This window comes from Candidatus Symbiopectobacterium sp. 'North America', assembly GCF_015762685.1.
Classification (GTDB): Bacteria; Pseudomonadota; Gammaproteobacteria; order Enterobacterales; family Enterobacteriaceae; genus Symbiopectobacterium.
The window spans coordinates 12,881-37,518 of record NZ_PEHF01000059.1 but is presented as its reverse complement, the minus strand read 5'-3'; the positions used below and the strand labels follow the sequence as shown (position 1 = coordinate 37,518).

Here is a 24,638-nt window from a genome sequence, read left to right as displayed (position 1 = left end):
GCCGGGCGCGTGATACGCAGGTAGCAGAAAACGGCTTTGCTTTTCGCGCACGAAACCCTCTCGGTGCACACAGAAATACGTTTTACAGCAAATTTCAGTGCTGTAGTGGTTACTCTGTAATTTATTAAGCCTATGGAGTTTAGCTCCGACTATGAGCAACGGTATTCGCATCCGCGTTAAAGGCAAAGTTCAGGGGGTAGGGTTTCGCCCTTACGTGTGGCAACTGGCGCATCGATATCAACTGTGCGGCAATGTCAGCAATGACAGCCCAGGGGTGTTGATTCATCTGGTGATGTCTCCACAGATTGTCTTGTTCCTTGACGACCTTGCCCGCGAATGCCCACCGTTAGCCCATATTGACAGCATCGAATCACACCCTTATGAATGGGAGCAGGAACCCACCGACTTTAGCATTGCCCACAGCGGTGCCGGTGCGATGGATACGCAGGTGGTGCCTGATGCGGCAACCTGTCCTGCCTGTCAGCAAGAGCTGATGACGCCCGGCATCACTATCCCTTTATCAACTGCACTCACTGCGGGCCGCGTTTTACCATTATTCGCCATATGCCTTACGACAGGCCTAATACAGCGATGGCAACGTTTCCTCTGTGTTCGCCGTGTGCCAGTGAATACCAAAACCCTGCCGACCGACGCTTTCATGCACAGCCGACGGCATGCCCAGATTGTGGGCCACACCTGTGGTTGTGCGATGCCAACGGCAATGAACTGGCTCAAGGCGATGCGGCGCTGGAACAGGCTGCAAGAGCACTGCAAGCGGGGCAGATCGTTGTGGTCAAAGGGCTGGGTGGTTTTCATCTGGCGTGCGATGCCACGCAACAACATGCGGTAGTGCAATTGCGTCAGCGTAATCGTCGCCCCGGTAAACCGCTGGCAGTGATGCTGCCTGATGAGCACTGGCTGTCGCGCTGTGCGCAACTGGCGGATAAAACGCCCGCCATCAACCTGATGAAAAGTGCGGCGGCACCCATTGTGTTACTGCCCGTTGCGACGCGATGGCGCACTGTGTAATGCCGTTGCGCCCGCATTGAGTGAAGTAGGGCTGATGCTGCCCACCAACCCGCTTCAGCATCTACTGCTGGCATTCGCGGATCGCCCTCTGGTGATGACCTCAGGTAATGCCGGCGGCAAACCGCCTGCATTGACCAATACACAAGCGTTGGACGATCTTAACAGTTTGGCCGATCTCTGGTTACTGCATAACCGTGATATCGTGCAACGTGTCGACGATTCGCTGGTGCGCTGTCATGACGGCGCAGCGGAAATGCTGCGTCGTGCTCGCGGCTATGTACCTGATGCGTTTACGCTGCCGCCCGGTTTTGAACACCAGCCCGCACTGTTGGCGATGGGCGCCGATCTCAAGAACACCTTTTGCCTGCTGCGCGATGGGTATGCCATTGTCAGCCAGCATCTGGGCGATCTCACTGATAGCGATGTTGAGCAGCAGTATAAAAGCGCGATAGCACTCTTTGAGGACATCTATCGTTTCACGCCCACAACGATTGCCGTGGATGCCCATCCTGGCTATATCAGCCACCGCCTCGGGCATCAGCGTGCCCAAAATGCCGGTATTGCCTGCCATGAAGTGTTACATCACCATGCCCATATTACCGCCTGTCTGGCGGAGCACGGCTGGCCGCGCAATGCCGGACCCGTTGTTGGCTTGACGCTGGATGGCATTGGTTATGGCGAAAAGGGCCAATGGTGGGGCGGTGAATGTTTGCTGGCCGATTACCGCTCCTGCTCTCATCGGGGCGGGCTGCCTGCGGTTGCGTTGCCGGGTGCGGATCTGGCAGCCCACCAGCCGTGGCGTAACTTGCTGGCGCAGTGGCTACATTTTGTGCCTGACTGGCGAGAACAACCGCAGGCGGCGCATTTTCCTCAGCATGCGCTTCTTTTGTTGATCAAAGCGATTGAGCGCGGTGTGCAATCGCCGCACAGTTCTTCGGCCGGACGTTTGTTCGATGCGGTTGCGGCGGCAACGGGATTTGGCGTGCATGAACAAAGCTGGGAAGGTGAAGCCGCTTGCCAGTTGGAAGCGCTGGCATGGCAAAGCGATGTCCAGTTTCATCCGGTATCAATGCCGCTTGTCGGCAACCTGTTAGATCTGGAGACATTCTGGCACGAATGGCTGGCCTATCAGGCTGCGCCCGCGCAGCGCGCGCACGCCTTTCATGTGGCGCTGGCGCAAGGCCTGGCTGCGTTGGCCCGGCAGGTTGCGCGTGAGGAAAATACCCATACCATCGTGCTTTCTGGCGGTGTTCTGCACAATCGACTGCTCAGTACATTGCTGCATCGGGAACTGTCTGATTTTACCGTATTGCAACCGAGGCGTTTGCCTGCGGGCGATGGAGGTCTTTCATTGGGACAGGCGTTGATTGCTGCGGTGCGTGAATAAGTGTGAGATTAATGTCAATATATTGTTACGTGACATATGTGTCATTTTGAAATGCGTGCTGATGGGTTTAATATTAAATAAAACAGTTTGTATGTATTTAAATTGCTTTTAAATAACGCTTAAAAGTAAGTTTTTTAATGAATTGAAATTAATTGTAAATATATTTTAGCTGCAATGAAGGTAAATTCCTAAAAATATTATTTGATTGAACTTATTTCTTGTCTTGTTAAAACTCAAACGCTAATTTCCATCACTTCTTAAGCGTTTGGTTTTTTATTTAGCCTGAGTATTAACATATGTCATACAACTATTTTATTTACAAGAAAAGAAAATTTGAGCAAAACGTTTCTCGCAAAGTCACCGTGATGGTGTGGGTGAATATCTTTTTCCAATTGCTATTTCCACTGAGTATTTCTTTTTCTCCGGAGATGGCTGCGGCTATCTCTGCTTCCACGCATACTTTTTCAGATACTGAACCGTATGTGTTAGGTCCGGGGGAAACAGTTGATGCCATTGCAAAAAGATATGGAGTTTCTGTTGAAGAACTACAAAAAATCAACCAGTACAGAACGTTTTCTAAACCCTTCTCAGCCCTGACGAAGGGCGATGAAGTTGAAGTCCCTCGTAAGCGCTCTCCTTTCTCAATAGACAACCAACAGCCTGTTGAGACAGACAATCGGCTCGAAAGCCAGGCGGTGGCAGGGGCGACGATGCTATCCAGTAAAAATGCCGCCAAATCAGCAGAGCAGATGACGCGCTCCGCAGCCAATAGCGAAATCAACAATTCTGCACAGCAGTGGATGAGCCAGTACGGCACTGCCCGCGTACAGCTAAACGTCAATGATGATTTCAAACTCGATGGTAGCGCGGTAGACGTTCTGGTGCCGTTAAAAGATAACAATAAAAATATGTTGTTTACGCAGTTAGGCGCGCGGAATAAAGATAGCCGTAATACCTTAAATGCGGGTATTGGCTACCGTACTTTTCAAGATAATTGGATGTACGGTGTTAATACCTTTTTTGATAATGATATTACCGGAAAAAATCGCCGGGTTGGTGTAAGCGCAGAAGCTTGGGCTGACTATGTAAAATTGTCCGCAAACAGCTATTTTGGCCTGACCGATTGGCATCAGTCGCGTGACGTTGTTGATTATTATGAGCGTCCCGCAAACGGTTATGATGTGCGTGCAGAAGCCTATTTACCGGCCTACCCACAGTTGGGGGGGTAAACTCATGTATGAACACTATCGTGGCAATGATGTCGCGTTGTTCGGTAAAAATAATCGCCAGAAAGATCCGTATGCCCTGACGACAGGACTTAATTATACTCCGATCCCGTTATTTACCGTGGGGGCTGAACATCGCGCTGGTAAAGGTGGACAATCTGGCAGTAGCCTTAACCTCCAGCTCAATTATCGCCTCGGGTCATCCTGGCAGTCGCATATCGATCCTTCTGCGGTAGCGTCGAGCCGTACCTTGGCGGGCAGCAGTTACGATCTGGTTGAGCTCAATAATAATATCGTGCTGGAATACCAGAAACAGGATGTTATTCACCTGACCCTTCCTGCTCAGATTAACGGTGAAGCAGGGGCAATGGTAACAGTAAATGCGCAGGTTGACAGCCAGCATGGCCTTGATCGTATCGAGTGGAACAGTAGCCCACTCGTTGCGGCTGGCGGTGAGTTTACTCAGGTTTCACCGTAGTCTGTGGTAATGACATTGCCCCCTTATCAATCAGCACGCAATAGCAACAGTAATGTCTATACGCTAACTGCGGTCGCCTACGACAGTCGGGGAAATGCTTCTCCTCGTTCAACGCTGCAAATTTCTGTAGAACCAAGTACAGCAAGCATTACTAAAGCCAATTTGACAACAACGACAAATAACGCGCTGGCGAACGGCATAGAGAGCAACGCCGTACAGGTGCTGGTAACGGATGCCAGCGGTAACGCGGTGGCGGGTCAGTCGGTCGACTTTACGGCCGACAATGGCGCGACCCTTACCACGGTGATCGGCACCACCGGTGCGGACGGTATCGCCACGGCGACGCTGACCAGCACCAGGGCAGGCACCAGCGTGGTGACGGCGACGGTAAACGGCAAGGACCAGATGGTAAACACGCTTTTCATCGCCGATCACAGCACCGCAACGATAGCCGATGCGGACTTTACAGTGGGTAGCGGTGCGGCAGCAAACACCGAGCAGAGCAATGCACTGAAAGCCGTGGTGAAAGACGGAAACGGCAATCTGGTTTCGGGTATCACGGTGACCTTTGTGGTAACGAGTGGTAGCGCGACGTTAAAGATTCCTGCGGTCCAGACGGATGAGAGTGGCGTAGACCACACTGACAAGTCTGGTGCCGGGCGACAACCTGGTGAAGGCGTCGGTGAATAGCTCCAGCACACAAGAGAAAAACCCAAGGTTCAACGGTGATATTAACACTGCTGTGATTGAACGCGCCTGGGTAGAAAAAGACAACGCTATTGCTGATGATGAAGACTATGTTGAGCTGCGTTCTCGCGTTATCGATGCAAATGGCAATGTGGTTGAGGGCGTCACGGTATCACCAAGCTGGAGCAGCAATGTGACATTCTTAGGTTCAACGCGGACTGATACTGATGGCATCTCTACCCATCGCTTCAAAAGCAAGGTTGCGGGTGTTAAACAAATTGATTTAAGAACGCTTATCAATGGTACTTTTGGCCCTCTCGTCTATTTGAAACCTGTCTTTATCGCCGATAATAGTATGGCGACGATAGCTGATGCGGATTTCACGGCAGCCAGCGGTGCGCTTGCCAACGGCACTGACAGTAATATGTTAAGTGTTGTGGTGAAAGATGGTCTGGGAAATGTGGTTCCTGACATCACGGTGACCTTTGCACTAACGAGCGGTAGCGCAACGTTAACGACTCCCACAGCCCAGACGAATACGCAAGGCGTGGCGCAGGCCACGCTAACAAGCTGGGCTGCAGGCGATAATCAGGTTACGGCGGCCGTGGGCACGCACACGACAGCCGCACAGACCTCTACGTTTAAACCGGGAGCTGAATTTACGGGGATCTCTGCCAACGGTCACACCTTTACTATTGACGATGGATTTCCCACTACCGGATTTCATGCAGCGACATTTACGTTAAACGTCAGTGGGAACGCGAGTGCTTATACATGGAATTCAAATCAACCTGGCGCGGTAACGATAAATAATGGTCAGATAACACTGAACAATCCACCTTCTGGGTCTGTGACTATCACCGCAACCCCGACAAATGGGCTAGGAGAGGTGTTGAGTTACTCGTTTACAGTCAACAGTTGGTTTACTAATGACGGCTCGACGACGTTAAACTGGACAGAGGCTAACCAATACTGCAACCAGCAGCCAGGGTTTAACCATCTAACTAGGGCGCAATATAATCATACTTCGAGTAGTACCCGTCGCGTTGGAGCCTTGTGGGCGGAATGGGGAAATTTGCGTAATTATACTGACTCAGGGTTTTCTGGATTTGAGTATTGGACAGCAGATGGAACAGGGACTGGAGGCAATAATTATTATGTTAATATCAGCTTTGGTTCTTTCTACAGCAGTACACATAGCACCCCTCGGGGAGTGATCTACCATCAGGGACTTTGATATTTCTCCATCTCATAGGCTCATCGAGTTTTATAGTTGAGTCTTGATGATATGAGTAAAGGGGCAGCTATTATGGCTGCTCCTTTTTATTGGTATAAAACGGGCCAGGATGCTCTGCGTTGCCCTAACGATTCAAAGCCCCGGATAAAACCCGGCACTCAGTGTCTGCACTGCTTGTGCCACTCTGGGTCCCATGCCTAGCACCAGCGCCTGATCGATGGCAACAATACGCTGCTGACGCCAAGCGCGAGTGTGTGTGATGCCAGGCACCGCAGCCAGTGTGTCCAACCCACCCGCGATACTCTGTGATGTCACCACGATCACATTCGGATCGGCGGCGATCACCGATTCACTGCCGTAGGGCCGATATTGAGGGTGGGTTGCCACACTTTTTCCCCTGCCAGCGTAATCATGCCATCGGCGACGGTGCCTTTACCCGCCACCATGACCCCGTTGCCAGCGACGCTAAGCAAAAATAGCACCTTGACCGGCGTTTTTTGTCCCGCTGTTCTCTCTATCCCCTGAAGGTCCGCGTTAATTTGTGCGATCAGCGCTTCTCCCTGTTCGATCTTTTGTAACAGGTTAGCCGCCTGGCGTAATTGATCCAGCACGCCCTGCGGTTGGGCGTCCTGCCAGGTCACCACCAGCGAGGGCTGCAAAGACAGCATGCCGTCCACGTTTAGCTGCTGCCAGTGGCTGACCTTGGCGAGCGTTTGTGTTTCGGGCGGGTAGGTGGTGGTTTGATCCACCCCTACCACTGTGCTGCCGCTCCCTACGGCATAGACGATTTCCGCCAAAGCACCGCCAGCGACTACGATGCGTGCTGGAACTGATGTCCCCTGTACGGGTAGGCTACATGCCAGGCAACTGATAAACAGCGCAGATATCACCCTTAACATGTTATTTCTCTCAGAATGCCATGGAAGCGCCAATCACCGTGCTGAACTCTGAGGCCGGAATGCCTTCATGCGCGGTGGTGTAGCGTTTGTCCAGCAGGTTGTTCAGCGCCCAGTTCACCTGATATTGGTCATCCTTGCCGAAGGTGACGGTAAACGCCAGATTGGCCGTTGTCCAGCCAGCATGTTGGGTTTCCTGATCGGCGGTGCTGTCTTTGGCACGCGTTGCTGCACGCAGGAAGGCATCTGACTCCAGTGAGAACTGGTTGAACAGGGCGACATGCTTCACACCAAAGCGCCCGGTCAGTGTAGGTTCACCAGTGTCAAAGGTGCTGCGGTTTTCCAATTCCAGCTCGCGGCGAATCACGTTCCCAGTGACATAAGGGGATACCGCCCAGCCCAGATATTCCGCATGCAGTTCCAGTCCGTAGGTTTTCGCACGATTGGCGTTAGCATAATAGCGACTGCTGGCATCGGTGCTGCCGGCACAGGCAGCGTTGCCCGCGCAGTTGAGCGTGGTGATGTAATCTTTAGCGCGTGAGTGATACACGGTACCGTCCAGCAACCACTCTGTATTTTTATAGCGAGCGCCCAGTTCATAGGTGTCCGAACGCTCCGCTTTCAGATTCGGGTTACCGTACGTGGTGCCACCGCCTGCGCTGGTATCGTAGAACTTATGGGTTAAGGTTGGGTAAACGTAACCCTGTGCATAAGAGGCGCGTAATTGTGTATTGGTAAAGCCTGAATAGCGCAGCGTGGTCGCGGTTACGGTGGTGCTGTCGTGTTCGCGCTGGCTGGCTTTGGCACTGTTAGTATTAACAGAACCGTTTACGCCAATCATGGCAGGGAAGCCGTAGCGAGTAATAATGCCATTACTGGTGCTACCAGAAGAGAGTGATTCTACCCAGTATTGTCGAGCTCCCAAGGTCCAGGTCCAATCCGGGGTGATTTTCCATTCATCTTGAGCGAATGACGACCAGTGCGTTTGCTGCCAGTGGGCGTCAGAGTTTGTATTGGGATTGATATTGATGTTGTACGGACTGCCCAAGAAGCTGATCGTCTTGCCAATATTGACGTTGGTTGATGCGGTTCGCTTAACATCATCGCGTGACCACTGTCCACCGACAATCAGCAGGTGATTATCCCAGGGGGGGAGATCGGTTTGCACCGTGATACCGTCACTAACTTGTTTATCATTGGTGCCGGTTTTCAATGCCATCACCGAATCGGCCATTGCCCAACCTTGGTAGCTGTAATCAACGCCGCTCTGCACCAAATCGTTGCGGAACTCCCGCTTGATGTTTTGCCGGTAGGCATCCAGATGCACTTTTTTAAGCAGGCTATTTCCGACGTTCCAGTCGTAGAACAGACCGATTTTATCGCGTTCCAAATTGGGAATACGCACGCTGAAGCTGTCATATTCGGTGGAGCTGTTGTAGGTCTGAGTGCTGACTTTATATCGGTCCAACGACAGCCCGAAGTTATGGTCTCCGAGGCGATAGCCCAGCCAGGCAGATTGGCTGTTGCTACGAAAATCGGTACCGGGCAGGCGGCCATCCGGCGTGCTGCTATTACCCTGATCGCTGTAGCTGCCGCTCAGGCGATATTCGAAATCCCCCAGTGAACCGTAAGCGATCGCTGATTGTTGCCAGCCTGCGGTCGCGCTGTCATACATCACTTTAATTTTGCCACCGATGGGCAAGTCTCCCCCTTTGCGGGTAATAAAATTGATAATTCCGCCAATGGCCTGGGAGCCGTAAAGCACTGAGTGCGGCCCTTTCACCACTTCCACGCGCTCGACATAAGACGGATCGATCAGCAGGCCCAGACTGTAATTTGTCCCGGCGCGCTGATAGGTCACTTCCTGCCCATCGATAAGCACCAACACGCGCGAGGCTTCTTCGCCACGAATACGGATCTGCTTACGCCCGGCTAACGAGCTGTCGACAATATCCACCCCGGGAATATCCCGCAGCGCTTCCGCCATCTGATCGCCGGTAAATCGGCTCAGTTTTTCACTGTCGATAACCTGCATACTGACCGGGCTTTCCCACAGATTCTGTTCAGTACGCCCGGCGCTGATAACCGTGATTTCGTCTTCCTGTCCGGCAGCCAGTGAGGTATGGCCATAAATTAGTGGCAGTAAACATACCGCTGTGTGCGTCATTATTTTTTTCATTTGCTATCCCTGAAAAGAAAACAATTCTCATTTGCATTGATGGTTATTGTATTTTAAATGAAACTTTTATCAAAATATTTTTATATTTATGTGATGAATCTCATAAATTATTTTTAATAAACACTTGATTTTTTCTGTATTAAATTAAGTAAACTTAATGAAGTGATAATATTTATCATTGATATAACAATATTATTAACTTTTATTTTTAATACATTGATTTTAATTGCGTTATTAATGTTTGTTCTAGATTCGTTTTTTTACAAAAAAGCGAAAAATGCGTTAATACAACCGCAAGTCTTGAGGCAGGTTTCCGTTTGGTCCGCAATTCACGTCGGGGCGTGTTGCTAAATACAAATAGTTATCATCTAATCTTTTTACCGTTGTAGAAGTAGAAAGGATGAAAGAAGAGATGAACATTGATTTAACGCCGTATTACGCCCAGCCCGGCGAGCAACCGTTCGCCGCACGGCGTATGGCGATGCCCTGGCGTAATCATGTACCGCTTTCTCCAGAGCAGATTGCCGCAAGCTGGCAAACCTTGCGTCAGCAAACGGTGCCGGCGTGCAAGCATCTGCTCTTAATTTACACATTCCTTTCTATGCCACGCACTGCACCTTTTGCGGCTTCTATCAGAACAAGTTGCGCGATGACAGCACCACCGCCTATACCCGCTATCTGCTACAGGAACTGGCGCTGGAAGCGGAAAGCACGCTGCATCAGTCCGCCCCCATTCATGCGGTCTATTTTGGCGGTGGTACGCCGACGGCGCTGCCCGCTGACGAACTGTCACAGATTATTCGTGCCATCAGGACCTCTTTGCCGCTGGCGCCTGACTGTGAAATAACCGTTGAGGGCCGCAGCGCCGGGTTTGATGACGAGCGCATCGATGCTTGTTTGGAGGCGGGAGCAAACCGCTTCTCCATCGGTGTTCAAACCTTTGATAGTCGGATACGCCAATGCATGGCACGCCTGTTTGACCGCCAGCAACTCATCCACTTTTTGGAAAACCTGTGTAGCCGTGACAAGGCTACCGTGGTGTGTGATTTGATGTTCGGTTTACCGGGACAAACCGCAGAAAGCTGGCGCGAAGATTTGGCGATTGTCAGCGATCTGCCGCTTGACGGTGTCGATCTTTATGCGTTGAACCTGTTACCAACCACTCCGCTGGCAAAAGCGGCAGAGAACCAGCGTGTGACGCTGCTGGCAGTGATGGAACGGCGCGATTTTTATCACACCGGGGCCGACTTTCTGGCTAATGCAGGCTGGCATCAGTTGAGCAACAGCCACTGGGCAAAAACCACCCGGGAACGCAATCTCTATAACCTGCTTATTAAACAAGGTGCTGACTGTCTGGCAATGGGCAGCGGCGCGGGCGGCAACGTCAACGGCCAGGCGTATATGATGGAGCGCGATTTGGAACGCTACTACGCGAAGCTGGATAACAGTGAGAAACCGATCACGATGATGACGCCTGCCAGTAAAGCCGGAGCCTGGCAGCACCGCTTGCAAGCCGGTATTGAAATTGGCCGTGTTGCCCTGCCGCTGCTGACACCGCAGGCAGATGTGCTGACACCGCTACTGCGCCAATGGCACGAAGCCGGGTTAACCCGCTATGCGTCAACCTGCCTGCGGTTGACCAACGATGGACGTTTCTGGGCAAATAATCTGATGCAGGCGCTACAACAACTTATCCCTCAGCTCAATGCTGGGGAATCATTGCCTCATTAAGGGAAGAAGATAATGACTCTACAAGAATTATTGGCGACAAATTCGGATGGTACCTTAGAGGCGATCGCGGAACAATACCAGACCAGTCTGTTTGCGGTCACCAAAGCATTGCCGGAAGCGCAGCGTACGCTGGTAGCGGGGGGACAGTTCGATCGCGTGTGGGATACCATTACCCAATGGGGGGAAGTGACGCTTATCAGTCACACGGCTGATGCCATTCTGGAATTCAAAAGCGTGTTGCCGACCGGTACGCATCGCCACGGTTATTTTAATCTGCGTGGCAAAAATGGACTGAGTGGCCACATCCGTGCCACTCGCTGCGAGCACATCGCGCTTATTGAACGTAAGTTTATGGGGATGGATACCGCTTCCGTCGTGTTTTTCAATGCGGCGGGTGATGCAATGTTCAAAATTTTCTTTGGCCTCAACGATCACCGCCAACTGCTGGCACATCAGGTTATCGCATTCCGTTTGCTGGCCGATAAACTGCGGGCGGTGGCAGCGTGACGCCTTGGTTGCTGTTCGGTGCGAGCAGCGGCGTTGGCGCGTGCCTGCGAGCCTGCGGTGGTTACAGAAGCCTGCCGGAGGGCAGGGTCGGATGCGGTAATTGTCTCCAAGCTGGGCGGCGGCTCGTTGAACTATCTGGGACACCGAACGCTCATCGATGGCGCAGAACAGGCTGGCCTGAAGCGTATGCTGCTGGTGACTTCACTGGGCTGCGGTGAGGGTTGGCTGTTGCTCTCCACGCGGGCGAAAGTCGCCTTTGGTCTGGCGGTGAGAGAGAAATCGCTGGCGGAATGCTGGTTGCAAAGCAGTTCGCTCGATTACGCCATTGTTCGCCCTGGCGGGCTGCTGGATGTGGTTGCAACACATAACGGCCAACTGACGCAAGGGCCTGCAACATTGGGGCTTATCTCACGTCAGGATGTGGCATTCGCGTTGGAGAAACTGCTGCTGCAACCGGTATTTGGCAATCAAATCTACAACCTGATCGAGCCCGATCTCGAAATGCCTGCGGTACGCTAGTTTCGCGGTCCTACCGTCGTTTTTATTGCGTGTGCCGCCGTGATGGCACACGCAATGCCATCTCTTTGGTAAACAAGGCTCTCTTTGACAAACCCGCTATTTCCCTTTCGTCTTGTCGGCGTGTTCTCTGGCCTGGCTGGAATGCTATTTTTTCGTTAACGCCGGTGCGGCTATACTGATAGACAACGGCGTAGCATGGTGCGCGTCGATACGACGAATCCGGCGGCAAGGAGAGGAAGTATCCCGATGGATGAGATTAAACGTATTCTGAGTGATGACATCGAACAGCTCAATCGTAAAGAGAAGCGCGATAACAAGATTCGCTTTAATCCCGGTTTTATCCGTAAACACCCTTATCTTTTTGGCGGCATGTTGCTGTGCTACCTCCCGGTGATGCTGATTTTGGGGTTTGCCGACTATTTAAGTAGCAGGTATGTGGTGGGGTTCACGCTGTTTGTGCTGGGCGTGTCACTGGGGCTTTCCTGCCATGTGAGTCCTCGCTACCACTTTGACGATACTGACCAGATGGATTTGCGCGTCTGCTATAACGGTGAGTGGTTTAATAAGCGCAGTATTTCGCAACAGGCGTATGCACAAATTCAATCGAGCGCAGAGGTTACCGCCGAGGTGAAGCAGGGCGCGGCGCAGATTCAGCAGGCCAAGGGGAAAGTGACTTTTTTTGATGTGTATGCGCTGGTGTATCTGAAGTCACAGGGTTCGACGGTGTGACCAGATGCCCGTCTCGTGACAGTGTTTCGGCGGCATGGTAGGGTTCAAAAGGAATAGCGGTAACGATCCGCGTATTGAGAAGCAGGTAAGCATAACATGGATAAAAAGCCGTTATTGATTATTCAAATGGGCGTGCCGCCGCAGTCGATTGCCCAAGTGGTTGGTGAACAAAGCCTCTGGTTTAGTGCTGCACTGGCCGTAGAACCGCGTGAGTTGCTGGTAGTTCGCCCTGAGCGGGGGGAACGCTTACCCCAGCCTGATGCGGTTGCCGGGGCGGTGATCAGCGGTTCCTGGTCGATGGTGACTGACCGGTTAGACTGGAGCGAGTCAACGGCGGCCTGGCTACGTGAGGCGTATCAGGCTCAACTGCCTTTGTTGGGCGTATGTTATGGACACCAACTGTTGGCGGATGTGCTTGGCGGAACGGTTGCGGATAATCCCAAGGGAAAAGAAATTGGGCTGCAAACGGTGACGCTGACAGCGCAGGGGGTGAACGACCCGTTGCTGCGTGATCACCCCGCGCACTTTGACGCTTATTTGACACATCAGCAATCAGTACTGATTCCACCTCCGGTAGCACAGGTGCTGGCCTATTCAGAACAGGATGGGTGCCAGATTTTACGTTATGGCCCCCATGCGCTTTCGGTGCAGTTCCACCCGGAATTTACCGCGGCGATCATGACGCAGTGTGTGCGTAACAGTGCCAATGCATTACGGGCCGCTGGGCATGATGTTGATCGGTTGCTCCAGCTTGAGCGGGAGCCACTCTGGGCGTGTCGACTATTGCTCGATTTTGTGGCACAAATTGATGATCGCGATGCGAGCTTCATACCTGCGGCTTAACAGGCAACAACCCACCATATTGAAAGATAATAACGGGTTGCGATAATTCAACCCGTTTATTTAATAACTACCCTTCCTTGTGCAGCGTAATTGCGTTTCCTTGCCTTCAACATCAATACGCTATTAATAAAATCCGAGAATTCGTTATTACTTTTTGATTTGTTTGATTTTGAACTTCGTTATTTTCCCGCAAAAAACGATATGTAAAAAATTATATAACTAAAGAGGATTTATCCTTGATGCTATTGATAATTATTATTATTAATTGTGATGCGATGCACTAATTGGTGATTTATCGGACGTTAATGTAACTTTTTTGTTTCTGTATTGATAATGATTTGCGGTTTTTATATTTCAATGCATAATACTTAATAAGTATATGGTTTTATCCCCAATCCGGTTCTATCTTATTTATTAATTAAAACGAAATGCTATTTGTGCCACCAATTTTTGAGCAATGTGAGCTTAGGAGTTTTTATGCAAGTCAGCAGAAGACAATTCTTTAGAATATGTGCGGGCGGCATGGCGGGAACCACGATAACCGCATTAGGTTTCTCTCCCGCCACGGCATTCGCAGAAACCCGACAATACAAACTGTTGCGTGCCAGAGAGACAAGAAACAACTGTACCTATTGCTCCGTCGGGTGCGGTATTTTGATGTACAGTCGTGGCGACGGAGCCAAAAATGCGGTTGCCTCCATCTTCCATATCGAAGGCGATCCGGACCACCCGGTAAGCAGCGGATCTCTATGCCCAAAAGGGGCTGGGCTGATTGACTTTATCCACAGCGACCAACGGCTGAAGCAGCCAGAGTACCGCGCGCCAGGTTCTGATAAGTGGGTGCCCATCAGTTGGAATGACGCCTTCGATCGCATTGCTCAGTTGATGAAAGCGGATCGCGATGCAAATTTTGTGGAAAAAAACAGCGCAGGCGTCACCGTTAACCGTTGGCTCACCACCCGGATGCTGTGCTCTTCTGCGGCCAGTAATGAAACCGGCGAATTGGATTATCGCTTCGCCCGTTCACTTGGCATGCTGGGGATGGATACGCAGGCGCGTTTGTGCCACGGGCCGACGGTCGCTGCGCTAGGGGCGACCTTTGGGCGCGGTGCGATGACCAATAGCTGGGTTGATATCAAAAACCCCAATGTGATTCTGGTGATGGGCGGAAACCCGGCAGAAGCGCATCCGGTGGGATTCAAATCGGCGGTTGAGGCTAAGGTTAAAAACGGCGCTCGCATGGTGGTGGTCGATCCGCGCTTTAACCGTACCGCAGCCGTCGCTGACATGTATTCGCCGATCCGGGCCGGTTCGGATATCACTTTTCTGCTCGGCGTGGTCAATTACTTGATCACGCAAGATAAAATTCAGCATCAATACGTGTTGTTCTACACCAACGCCAGTCTGCTGGTGCGGGAGGATTTTGCCTTTACCGATGGCCTGTTTAGCGGTTACAGCGAGAAAGACAGTAAATACGATAATACGACCTGGAACTATGAACTGGATGAAAACGGCTTTGCCAAGCGTGATATGACGCTGACGCACCCGCGCAGCGTATGGCAGCAACTGAAACAGCACGTCAGTCGCTACACGCCGCAGTTGGTTACCGAGGTGTGTGGTACGCCGCTCGACGATTTCATCAAGATTTGTGAACTGCTGGCTACCACCGCGGTACCCGATAAAACGGCCACGATCCTCTACGCACTGGGCTGGACGCAACATACCACCGGCGCACAGATGATCCGCACGGCCGCCATGATCCAGCTGTTGTTAGGCAATATCGGCATGGCGGGCGGCGGGGTAAATGCGCTGCGCGGGCACTCCAACATTCAGGGTTATACCGATCTTGGGTTGCTGTCGCTGCGCTTACCCGGCTACATGGACTTGCCCTCCGAGAAGCAGACCACGCTGCAACAATATTTGAACGAAATTACCCCCAAAACGCTGCTGGCGGATCAGGTCAATTATTGGAAGAACACGTCCAAATTTTTTATTAGCCTGATGAAAAGTCTGTATGGCGACAAGGCACAGAAGGAGAACGACTGGGGCTTTGACTGGCTTCCGAAGTGGGACAAGAGCTATGACGCGCTCAGCTATTCGCGTCTGATGCTGGCTGGCAAGGTGAACGGTTATATCGCTCAGGGTTTTAACCCGATGGCGGCATTTGCCGATTCCAATCAGGCCAGTGAGGCACTGAAAAAACTCAAATTTCTGGTGATTATCGATCCGTTGGCGACCGAAACCAGTAACTTTTGGCAAAACCACGGCGAACTGAACGATGTGGATCCCGCCCTGATTCAGACAGAAGTGTTTCGTTTGCCGTCGAGCTGTTTTGCTGAAGAAAACGGTTCTATCGTCAACTCCGGCCGCTGGCTGCAATGGCACTTTGCTGGTGCGCAGCCCCTGGGTGAGGCGTTGCACGATGGGGTTATTCTCTCCGGTATTCTACTGCGCCTGCGTGAGATGTATGCCAAAGAAGGGGGGGCCAATCCAGAGCCTCTGCTAAACATGACCTGGAACTACGCGGACCCGGAAGATCCTACACCGGAGGAAGTGGCGAGAGAGGCCAACGGCTATGCGCTTGAGGATGTCTTTGACGATCAGGGCAAGCAGATTCTGAAAAAAGGCCAACTGCTCGACAGTTTCGCCCAAATGCGTGATGACGGCACTACCGCCAGTTTCTGCTGGGTTTACGCCGGAAGCTGGACGGAAAAGGGCAACCAGATGGCCAACCGTGACAACGCGGATTCTGGCCTGGGCAATACGCCCGGTTGGTCTTGGGCATGGCCGCAGAATCGTCGCATTCTCTATAACCGCGCGTCGGCGGATGAAAGCGGGCAACCGTGGGATCCGAAACGAGAAGTGGTGCGCTGGGATGGAAAACGCTGGACGGGCAGTGATGTGGCGGATTACAGCACAGCGACACCAAACAGCGGTGTCGGTCCCTTTATCATGAATCAGGAGGGGTTAGGGCGGTTGTTTGCCATGACCAAAATGGTCGATGGTCCGTTCCCGGAACATTACGAGCCTGTCGAATCACCGTTAAAACAGAACCCGTTGCATGCCAACGTGATGCACAACCCGGCCATGCGTCTGTTTGACGTGGACCGTCAGCGTATGGGAATACCGGACGAGTTTCCTTATGTGGCGACCACCTATTCGCTCACCGAGTTGTTCCGCCACTGGACCAAACACGCGCGCCTGAATGCCATCGCGCAGCCCGAGCAGTTTGTCGAAATTGGCGAAGGGTTAGCGCAGCAGAAGGGCATTCGTGCAGGCGATACGGTGAAGGTCAGCAACAAGCGCGGTTTTATCAAAGCCAAAGCGGTGGTGACCAAGCGTATTCGCACCTTGACGGTAGCCGGGCAAACAGTGGAGACCATCGGTATTCCCTGCCACTGGGGGTTTGAGGGCACCACGCGTAAAGGGTATATGGCAAATATTCTTACGCCACATGTGGGGGATGCCAATAGCCAAACCCCGGAATACAAGGCTTTTCTGGTCAACGTGGAAAAGGCGTAAGGGAGACAGCACATGGCAATGCAATCACAAGATGTTATTCGTCGCTCAGCGAGCAGCGCTTTCACCCCGCCGCCGCAGGCCCGCGACCATCAGGCAGAAGTCGCCAAGCTGATCGACGTCACTACCTGCATCGGCTGTAAGGCCTGTCAGGTCGCCTGCTCCGAATGGAACGATATTCGCGATGAGGTAGGCCACAACATTGGTGTTTATGACAATCCTATCGATCTGACGGCCAAATCCTGGACGGTTATGCGTTTTTCGGAAGTTGAGGAAAACAGCAAGCTGGAGTGGCTGATTCGTAAAGACGGCTGTATGCTCTGTGCGGATCCGGGCTGCCTGAAGGCCTGCCCGGCAGAGGGGGCGATTATTCAGTATGCTAACGGCATAGTTGATTTTCAGTCTGAACAGTGTATCGGCTGCGGCTATTGTATCGCTGGTTGTCCGTTCGATGTGCCGCGGTTGAATAAAGATGATAACCGCGTTTACAAATGCACGCTGTGCGTCGATCGCGTGGCTGTAGGGCAGGAGCCAGCCTGTGTTAAAACTTGTCCGACGGGCGCTATCCATTTCGGCACTAAAGACGATATGAAACCCCTGGCGGTAGAACGTGTGGTCGATCTCAAAGAGCACGGCTACGAAAATGCCGGGCTGTACGATCCGGCAGGCGTAGGCGGTACGCATGTGATGTACGTGTTGCACCATGCCGACAGGCCGCAGCTCTATCATGGTTTACCGGATAACCCGGCTATCAGCCCCACCGTGACCTTTTGGAAGGAGATTTGGAAACCGCTCGCCGCGATTGGTTTTGCTGCGACCTTTGCCGCCAGCGTCTTCCACTATGTCGGCGTCGGACCCAATCGCGTCGAAGAAGAGGACGACGAGGACGAGGTAAAGGATGAGGCAACCACAGTACAGCATGAGGGTAAACAGCATTCGCATTCAGCGCTACAGCGCGCCTGAGCGTATTAACCACTGGATTGTGGCATTCTGCTTCGTGTTTGCCGCGATAAGCGGTTTAGGGTTTTTGTTCCCTTCGCTGAACTGGTTACTGCATATTCTCGGTACGCCACAACTGACGCGTATACTGCATCCGTTTGTTGGCGTGGTGATGTTTGTGGCCTTTTTGCTGATGTTCCTGCGCTACTGGAAACACAACCTGATCCAGCGTGATGACATGAATGGGCCAAAAATATCCATAAAATTGCCAGAAATCAGGAAGTCGGTGACACAGGTCGCTATAATTTCGGGCAAAAGTGCGTGTTCTGGTTGGCCATCATTTGCCTGGTGCTGTTGCTGGCGAGTGGGATTGTGATGTGGCGTCCCTACTTTGCTCCGGCGTTCCCTATCCCGGTGATTCGTTTGGCCCTGCTGGTACACTCGCTGGCGGCCGTTGGTCTGATCCTTGTCATCATGGTGCATGTGTATGCGGCGCTATGGGTGAAAGGAACCATTACTGCTATGGTAGAAGGCTGGGTACCTGCGGCGTGGTCGAAGAAGCATCATCCACGCTGGTATCGAGAGATTCAACGAAAAAAACAAGAAAAACAACCGTAAACAACAGTATAAATCACCCGGATGAGTATTCGCATTGTCCCTCAGGATCAGTTGGAAAATAATGAAAAATCATCAACGGTGGACGTGATCCCGCCGTTGTTGTTCACTAATTTAAAGAGCCTGTACAGCAGCCGTGCAGAGCGTCTGCGCCAATTGGCGGCTGACCATGAGCTCAGCGATTACCTGAATTTTGCTGCTGTCATGGTTGAGGCACAGCAGAAGGTGCTGCACGATAACCCGTTGCGTGTCGATTTGACCGATGTGTTGGCACAGGCGCAGCAGAACAACCGCCTGCCGCTGGATGCCAGCGTGTTTCCGCGTGATGCGCACTGGCATACGCTGCTGCATGCGTTGATCGACGAGTTAATGCCTGCCGCCAACGGTCAGGTGCTGACTACGCTGGAAAATCTGAAGAAAATGCCGGAGCAGGAGTGGGAAACATTGGCCGACAGCCTGCTGGCTCATCAGTTTAACGATGAAGATAACGATAAAGCCCCGTTCATCTGAGCCGCCCTCTCTCTCTATTGGGCGCAGATGGCGACGCAACTGCCGGGGAAAGCGAAAACCGAAGTGGGGGAGCACCGTCAGTTCTGCCCGGTGTGTGGCGGTATTCCTGTTTCTGGCGTGGTGCAACTTGGGACCACCAGCGGCCTGCGTTATCTGCACTGCAACCTGTGTGAAAGTGAATGGCACATGGTGCGCGTGAAATGCAGTAACTGCGAGGCAAACGGCAACTATTGGTCGTTAGACAGTGAAGAGTCAACCATCAAGGCAGAAGGCTGCGGTGATTGTGGCACCTATATCAAGCTGCTGTATCAGGAGAAAGATCGCCGTGTCGAAGCGGTAGCAGACGATCTCGCCTCACTGGTACTGGATATCAAAATGGAAGAAGAGGGATTCTCTCGCAGCAGCATCAACCCCTTCCTGTTTCCTGAATACACCACGGCGGATTGATGTCGTAGCGCACCGTTATTCGTAACGGTGCATAGCTTCAAGGCGCATCAGTGTGACAAGGCGTGCAAGAAGTCTCCCGCAAGCACTAATGCCGTCACGACCACCGAGGTGGAACAAAACGCGATGGCATAGCGAACCACTGTGGCGCCTGATGCCGGGCGCTGATGCGTAAAGCGTAAGCGCCAAATGCTCATCGCCACCATCACCACGGCGAGTATCACCAGCAGCACGCTGCACAATAGGGCTAACCCTGAGTCGCGATCTAGACTAAAACGAAAACAGAGCAGACTGACGATCAGTGCCAATAGCACAGACCGTGAACAGGCCATGCCGGTTCGTTGGGGTTGTAGCCCCGGATCGGGAGCAACGGGCATACGGTTAACCAACGATAACCACCACGGCCAGCACCAACGCTATGGCGGTAACAAACAGCGTCACCAGCAGCAGTAGCGGGCTGTATGGCATGTCTTGTTCCTGGCGCATGACATTTTCGCTGCGCGCCCAGCGAAAATAGGCCAATCCACCGAGCACTGCGGCACTCAGCACCAGTAACTGCACCAGACTTTGCCGAACCAGTGGGGTTGCCAGATTGACGGTGAACTGATCGATGGCAATAGCACCCGCCAAAAAGGCCAGAGCGGTTCGAATCCAGGCAAGAAAGGTACGCTCGTTGGCCAGAGAAAAACGGTAATCGGGGGTTTTTCCTTGCTGCCACCAGGGCTTTTTCTCTGATGGTGATGGCGGTGTGGTCATCATTCTTCTTCACGATTTGATAGGTGCTAACGCAGCCAGGCTGAACGGTATAATGCAGCACCGGTTCATGGGGTGCGGCCATTTTACCTGTCGTTGTCGCATCTGTCAGGTGTGATAATGGCTTTATTGCGGAACGGTAGAGCGAGAAGGCCAAACGGCTACCGCAGTCGTTAGAATGAGGGTCAATTGTCTTGTAGGCCACCCGTAGTCAGATAGCGTATTGATTTTTTCACTGCTCAGCGTGGAGGTGGGAGGCGTTGGCTGTAAGATCTCCTGAGCCTGATTAAATAAAGCCAGCCGGGTCGGTTCTTGAGCGTTGTAGGCAAGCAGCAGTTTTTGTGCCAATGCCACATATTGCCCTTCGCTTATCAACGCGGGTGTCATCGTGCTGGCACTGTCAAGCACGCTCAGAATTTCATTAAATTTATCGCGAACGTCAATGTCAGGGAGTAATTCACTCGCCGTTGCTTTTAGCGTTGCCATCATGTGTATGATGTCATGTTTAAATTCATTGCTGATGACGTCTTTGCCCAGATTTTGAGTCAGCGAGATCAACATGGCCTCATCGTCTTGCTTGATTAAGGTATAAGTAATCGGTTGCCTGTTTTGGCGGGATGCAGAGTTAATGGATTGATTTTCTCTGATAATGACTGTGATGCCGGCAATATCCATATCCGATGCGGCTGTTGCATTCTCACTGGTAGCAGATGGGCCGGACGAGGCGTTCAGTGCTGTTACCGCATTGTGATTATATTTCTCCTGTTTCTTAACCTGCTTTAACATCAATTTCAGGTTTTTGATGGCTTTATTGTGGGTGTAGTTTGAGTCAACATGGCGCAGGACATCCTCGGCGGAGGACTGCTGTTGCTCCAGCACGGTATTCAAAGCGGTGATCTGGCTGTTAATTTCATCGATACTTTGCTGGGTCTCTTTGATTGTGGTGGTAAAGATATAATGCAATTGTGTGGTTGTATCTTCAAATTTTGTCTTCGCTTGATTTGCCATTTCTCGGGTAAGTGCCAGGCAGTCGTTCATGGTCATTCTGTCACCGGAGAGCGTGTCCGTGATATAACCATCATATTCCTGTGGGATAAAGGCGGAACTACTCAATGCTATTTTATTCTCGGAGCGCGGGATTTTATTGTTGATACGAAGGATGTTTCGGTTGCTCTGCGACAGTGTGACAATTAATTTATTTTTAAGGCGATGCAGCGTTTTGTTGTAATACAGTCGGTTTTTTAATAAAAGAGATTCCTTCTGATCGAGACGGCCTTTAAGCAGTTTTATTGATGCTAGCAAATGACTTTTGGTTTCAGCAATATCTACTAGTAAATCAACATTGAATGGGATTTTTTGGGTGTGTTTTGCAATGTTTATTTCCGTCGCTGCATTTTTTATCAATAGAAGATTCTGAAGCATAGGGATTAGTCTGTTTCTTTTTTCCTGATTACCATCACTTTTTTTGATGGTATTCGCGTAGTAGGTTGTGCTATTGGCGTTGAGTATACGTAGCATTTTATTATCCAACGATGATATATAAGGTACTTGTTGAAGCGTAGCACGCGAATTTATTGGCTAATTACAAATAACGCTACGTTTATCTATCAGAGGATATTGGGTCTTTTTAATAAGTAAAAAAAGTACACTCGCCGCGAAGGCGTTTCCTTCTTTATTATATAGGTCTTTTTATAAGTGATTGCGCTGTTAGTTGCATTCATCCACCTTCATTCAGCACATCGGTATTTATTCAGTGATTGCCTTCCTACGATGCAAATGCTGTGTGATGAATAACGATGATAAATAGCGATGATAATAATAATTTGATATAACAATCCCAGATTACAAGTATATTTTTGTATGCCGTGTCAAAGATTATTAGTGCACATTGTATATTGACATGTCTTTTTACCTCCCTATCTCTCGTTTTTTATTTCTGTTTTCATGACAACACTATTATCGCTTAACGCCCATTATTGATAATAATTCTCAATTAGAATAACCTGTTAGCGTGGGAACCATGCAACGCTCTACTCGGGCTGGAGGGGGGGAATGTGACTTTGTATGTAGAGATGGATTTTAAAACAAAAAATCGTTTTATTGATGATTGATATTTATAAATTGCTTGAAGGTGTGCGAAAAATAACGATCCGTTTCACAAGATGTGAGTATCCGCATGAGATCAATCAGGTGTGTTTTATTTCATCATTTAAGGTGACACGATGTTTAATGCTATTGTAACCCAAGCCAGTAACCCGCCGGAAAGACCGGTAGATTTCTCCTATTACTCCGCGCACCGGTGTGTGATCGCATCGGGCATTTTTGAACGAATTTCACAACCTGTACAAACCGACGGTGATAATGGTCAATCGCTGTGGCAAAAGATACAAGCCACCATGGCGCGAGCACGGGCACAAGGCGTGTCCGCACCAATTGTGGTCGGTGCGATTCCTTTTGATATCCGCCGTCCATCCTGCTTGTTCATTCCGCAGTACTACCATTTCTCCCTCAGACAGGCTGATGCCTCGCTCGCATCCTGCAACTGTGTGAGCCCAACGACCACGATCACACATGTAAACAGCATGCCTAATGCCCGGCATTTTTAATCTGCCATAGGGGCTGCACTACGTTGTGTGCGTCAGGGGGAAATTCGCAAAGTGGTGTTATCGCGTCTGTTGGATGTGGACGCTGCACAGCCTATAGATTGCTCGGCTGTGATGAACAATTTGCGGGTGCAAAATCCCCATGCTTATCACTTTTCCCTGCCTCTGCCGGAGGGCGGCGTTTTAGTCGGGGCCAGTCCAGAATTGTTAATCCGCAAAAATGCGCGACGTATCTGGAGTAACCCCTTGGCTGGTTCAATTTGTCGCCATCAAGACCCACAGCGCGATAAACTTCAGTGTCAGCAATTACTGGATTCGCATAAAGAATCAGCTGGAACACCGCATGGTCGTGGACGATATTGCCCGGCATTTACGCCCTCTGTGCCGTCAACTAGTCACACCGTCTACCCCTTCACTGTTAGCAACCAACACCATGTGGCATCTTTCCTCGCCTATTGAAGGTGAGCTGTGCCAAACGGATAATAGTGTCATCCAGTTGGCTTGTTTACTGCACCCCACTCCGGCGATGTGTGGTACGCCGACGGCAGCCGCACGACAGTTGATCGCGGATTATTCAGCGGTATTGTGGGATGGAGCGATGAACACGGCGATGGTGAATGGGCTATTATCATCCGCAGTGCCATCATCCGGCAGCAGCAGGTGCGTTTTTTCGCCGGCGCCGGGATCGTAGAAGGTTCTGATGCGCAAAAAGAGTGGGAAGAGATCGCGGGGAAACTGGGGACTATGCTGCGTGCGCTGGGATTACAGTTACCGGGCTGAGCTGTTTTTTTTCAGCCTCACAATGGGTCAGGACAGGAAACAGAATAAGAGGAGTGTCACTTTTGTATCAGCATTATCCAACGCGGAAGGAGATTTTCACTTCTTCCACCTGCGGGGACTACCAGCTGTTTATCGCCTGGCCCGATGAGCCAGCGCCAGAGAAGGGATGGCCGGTGATTTATCTGCTTGATGGAGATGTACACTTCCCGGTGGTGGAAACCCTGATGCGGACACTAGCGCGTCCGCGTTGTTGTATGACGCCGGGGGTCGTGGTGGCGATCGGTTATCAGGAAGGGACGCTGCGTGAACGGGATTATCGTCCGGCAGTGGCGCAGCGGGTTCCTGAGCCAAATCCTTGCGGCGGATACTACCCGATCGGGCTGGCTGGGCAGTCAGAGGCATTTCTGGCGTTCATTCAACATGAGCTGAAGCCCTATATCCGGCAAGCGTTTTCTGTCGATCCCAAGAGAGAAGCCTTATTCGGCCATACCTACGGTGGGCTGTTTACGCTCAATACCTTGTTTACCTGCCGCCATGCCTTTCAACACTATTATGCCTCCAGCCCTTCGGTGTGGTGGAACGAGGGGTATATCAATAGTACTGCGACAGACTTTTTACAGGTTGAGGTGACAGAGGCTCATCCCACTGCGCCCGTGCTGTTTTTATCCGTGGGAGAGTGGGAGCAATCGCTGGAGCGGTGGGAATTGGCGTTACCCGAGGTACAGCGCGAAGCGTTGCGGCAGCACCGATGCCAGCGTCGAATGGTTGATGGCGTTCGTGAGCTGTCATGGCGATTACAGGCGGCGGGCCGCGATAAGCTCGACGTTTCACTTTTTATTCATTCTGGGCAATCTCATCAATCCGTCCCGCTGCTTTCCTTACAGCAGGCGTTTATGCACCATTTTCAGCGCTTATAACACAGAGTCAGTGACGAAACGGGCGAATCATGAAGCTATTTTCTTATTTTATGTGAATGAACACAGTTTGCGCAGGGTGAATTTGTTATTACATAAAGAGTCAAAATAAT

At 51.4% G+C, this 24,638-nt stretch carries 17 protein-coding genes and 6 pseudogenes; 18 read left to right on the top strand and 5 right to left on the bottom strand.

The features are described 5' to 3' along the window. The first annotated feature begins 151 nt into the window (after nt 1-151). The 5 genes and pseudogenes from hypF (at nt 152) to CS369_RS13375 (ending at nt 6,044) form a co-directional block, all read left to right on the top strand. A pseudogene (gene hypF / locus CS369_RS13395) lies at nt 152-2,416 on the top strand (carbamoyltransferase HypF). Between the two features lie 296 nt (nt 2,417-2,712). Beyond that, entirely contained in the window at nt 2,713-3,645 is a 933-nt protein-coding gene (locus tag CS369_RS13390) for an inverse autotransporter beta domain-containing protein (RefSeq protein WP_196907480.1), read from the top strand. Nucleotides 3,646-3,649: 4 nt separating this feature from the next. Continuing rightward, nucleotides 3,650-4,120, top strand: a complete 471-nt coding sequence (locus CS369_RS13385) for an inverse autotransporter beta domain-containing protein (protein WP_196907479.1) — start codon at nt 3,650-3,652, stop codon at nt 4,118-4,120. Nucleotides 4,121-4,129: 9 nt separating this feature from the next. Then, nucleotides 4,130-4,810: an Ig-like domain-containing protein gene (locus CS369_RS13380; protein WP_244665000.1), complete on the top strand. Its 681-nt coding sequence runs from the start codon at nt 4,130-4,132 to the stop codon at nt 4,808-4,810. After that, nucleotides 4,803-6,044 carry an Ig-like domain-containing protein gene (locus CS369_RS13375; protein ID WP_196907477.1) on the top strand — a complete coding sequence of 414 codons (1,242 nt, stop codon included), beginning with the start codon at nt 4,803-4,805 and terminating at the stop codon, nt 6,042-6,044. The genes CS369_RS13380 and CS369_RS13375 overlap by 8 nt, the downstream gene beginning before the upstream one ends. Before the next feature lie 132 nt (nt 6,045-6,176). On the opposite strand, the pseudogene CS369_RS13370 reads toward CS369_RS13375, so the two are convergent. Then, a pseudogene (locus CS369_RS13370) lies at nt 6,177-6,943 on the bottom strand (hemin ABC transporter substrate-binding protein). A gap of 10 nt (nt 6,944-6,953) precedes the next feature. Further along, nucleotides 6,954-9,119, bottom strand: a complete 2,166-nt coding sequence (locus CS369_RS13365; RefSeq protein WP_196907476.1) for a TonB-dependent siderophore receptor — start codon at nt 9,117-9,119, stop codon at nt 6,954-6,956. A 412-nt stretch (nt 9,120-9,531) separates the two neighbouring features. Between CS369_RS13365 and hutW the strand changes: the two are divergent. The 9 genes and pseudogenes from hutW (at nt 9,532) to fdhE (ending at nt 19,478) form a co-directional block, all read left to right on the top strand. Then, a pseudogene (gene hutW / locus CS369_RS13360) lies at nt 9,532-10,850 on the top strand (heme anaerobic degradation radical SAM methyltransferase ChuW/HutW). A 12-nt stretch (nt 10,851-10,862) separates the two neighbouring features. Further along, nucleotides 10,863-11,357 (top strand): heme utilization cystosolic carrier protein HutX, encoded by a 495-nt coding sequence (hutX, locus tag CS369_RS13355; RefSeq protein WP_196907475.1) that lies wholly within the window; start codon nt 10,863-10,865, stop codon nt 11,355-11,357. Nucleotides 11,358-11,390: 33 nt separating this feature from the next. Further along, nucleotides 11,391-11,876 carry an NAD(P)H-binding protein gene (locus CS369_RS13350; protein WP_280514790.1) on the top strand — a complete coding sequence of 162 codons (486 nt, stop codon included), beginning with the start codon at nt 11,391-11,393 and terminating at the stop codon, nt 11,874-11,876. A 246-nt stretch (nt 11,877-12,122) separates the two neighbouring features. Then, nucleotides 12,123-12,605, top strand: a complete 483-nt coding sequence (locus tag CS369_RS13345; RefSeq protein WP_196907474.1) for a YlaC family protein — start codon at nt 12,123-12,125, stop codon at nt 12,603-12,605. 96 nt (nt 12,606-12,701) lie between these two features. Then, on the top strand, nt 12,702-13,448 hold the full coding sequence (locus tag CS369_RS13340; protein WP_196907473.1) for a glutamine amidotransferase: 747 nt from the start codon (nt 12,702-12,704) through the stop codon (nt 13,446-13,448). Between the two features lie 477 nt (nt 13,449-13,925). Continuing rightward, nucleotides 13,926-16,970, top strand: a complete 3,045-nt coding sequence (gene fdnG, locus CS369_RS13335; protein WP_196907472.1) for a formate dehydrogenase-N subunit alpha — start codon at nt 13,926-13,928, stop codon at nt 16,968-16,970. 12 nt (nt 16,971-16,982) lie between these two features. Beyond that, nucleotides 16,983-17,930, top strand: a complete 948-nt coding sequence (fdxH, locus tag CS369_RS13330) for a formate dehydrogenase subunit beta (protein ID WP_196907471.1) — start codon at nt 16,983-16,985, stop codon at nt 17,928-17,930. Continuing rightward, nucleotides 17,887-18,524: pseudogene (gene fdoI / locus CS369_RS13325) on the top strand (formate dehydrogenase cytochrome b556 subunit). Before fdxH ends, fdoI begins: the two are co-directional and overlap by 44 nt. A gap of 21 nt (nt 18,525-18,545) precedes the next feature. After that, nucleotides 18,546-19,478, top strand: a pseudogene (gene fdhE / locus CS369_RS13320) (formate dehydrogenase accessory protein FdhE). Nucleotides 19,479-19,525: 47 nt separating this feature from the next. Here the strand turns inward: fdhE and CS369_RS13315 are convergent. The 3 genes from CS369_RS13315 to CS369_RS13305 all read right to left on the bottom strand — a co-directional run bounded on the left by CS369_RS13315 (nt 19,526) and on the right by CS369_RS13305 (nt 21,746). Further along, nucleotides 19,526-19,864 (bottom strand): DUF202 domain-containing protein, encoded by a 339-nt coding sequence (locus tag CS369_RS13315; protein ID WP_244664995.1) that lies wholly within the window; start codon nt 19,862-19,864, stop codon nt 19,526-19,528. Then, complete coding sequence (locus tag CS369_RS13310) at nt 19,857-20,231, bottom strand: YidH family protein (RefSeq protein WP_196907507.1); 375 nt, start codon at nt 20,229-20,231, stop codon at nt 19,857-19,859. The genes CS369_RS13315 and CS369_RS13310 overlap by 8 nt, the downstream gene beginning before the upstream one ends. A 123-nt stretch (nt 20,232-20,354) precedes the next feature. Beyond that, entirely contained in the window at nt 20,355-21,746 is a 1,392-nt protein-coding gene (locus CS369_RS13305; protein WP_196907470.1) for a hypothetical protein, read from the bottom strand. A gap of 704 nt (nt 21,747-22,450) precedes the next feature. On the opposite strand from CS369_RS13305, the gene CS369_RS13300 reads away from it, so the two are divergent. From CS369_RS13300 to CS369_RS13285, 4 genes and pseudogenes are all read left to right on the top strand, one after another. Beyond that, nucleotides 22,451-22,834: a hypothetical protein gene (locus CS369_RS13300; protein WP_196907469.1), complete on the top strand. Its 384-nt coding sequence runs from the start codon at nt 22,451-22,453 to the stop codon at nt 22,832-22,834. 6 nt (nt 22,835-22,840) lie between these two features. Continuing rightward, nucleotides 22,841-23,290, top strand: a complete 450-nt coding sequence (locus tag CS369_RS25235; RefSeq protein ID WP_374191066.1) for a chorismate-binding protein — start codon at nt 22,841-22,843, stop codon at nt 23,288-23,290. Further along, a pseudogene (locus CS369_RS25230) lies at nt 23,175-23,611 on the top strand (chorismate-binding protein). Before CS369_RS25235 ends, CS369_RS25230 begins: the two are co-directional and overlap by 116 nt. Nucleotides 23,612-23,673: 62 nt before the next feature. Then, nucleotides 23,674-24,528, top strand: a complete 855-nt coding sequence (locus CS369_RS13285; RefSeq protein ID WP_196907466.1) for an alpha/beta hydrolase — start codon at nt 23,674-23,676, stop codon at nt 24,526-24,528. Nucleotides 24,529-24,638: the final 110 nt, after the last annotated feature.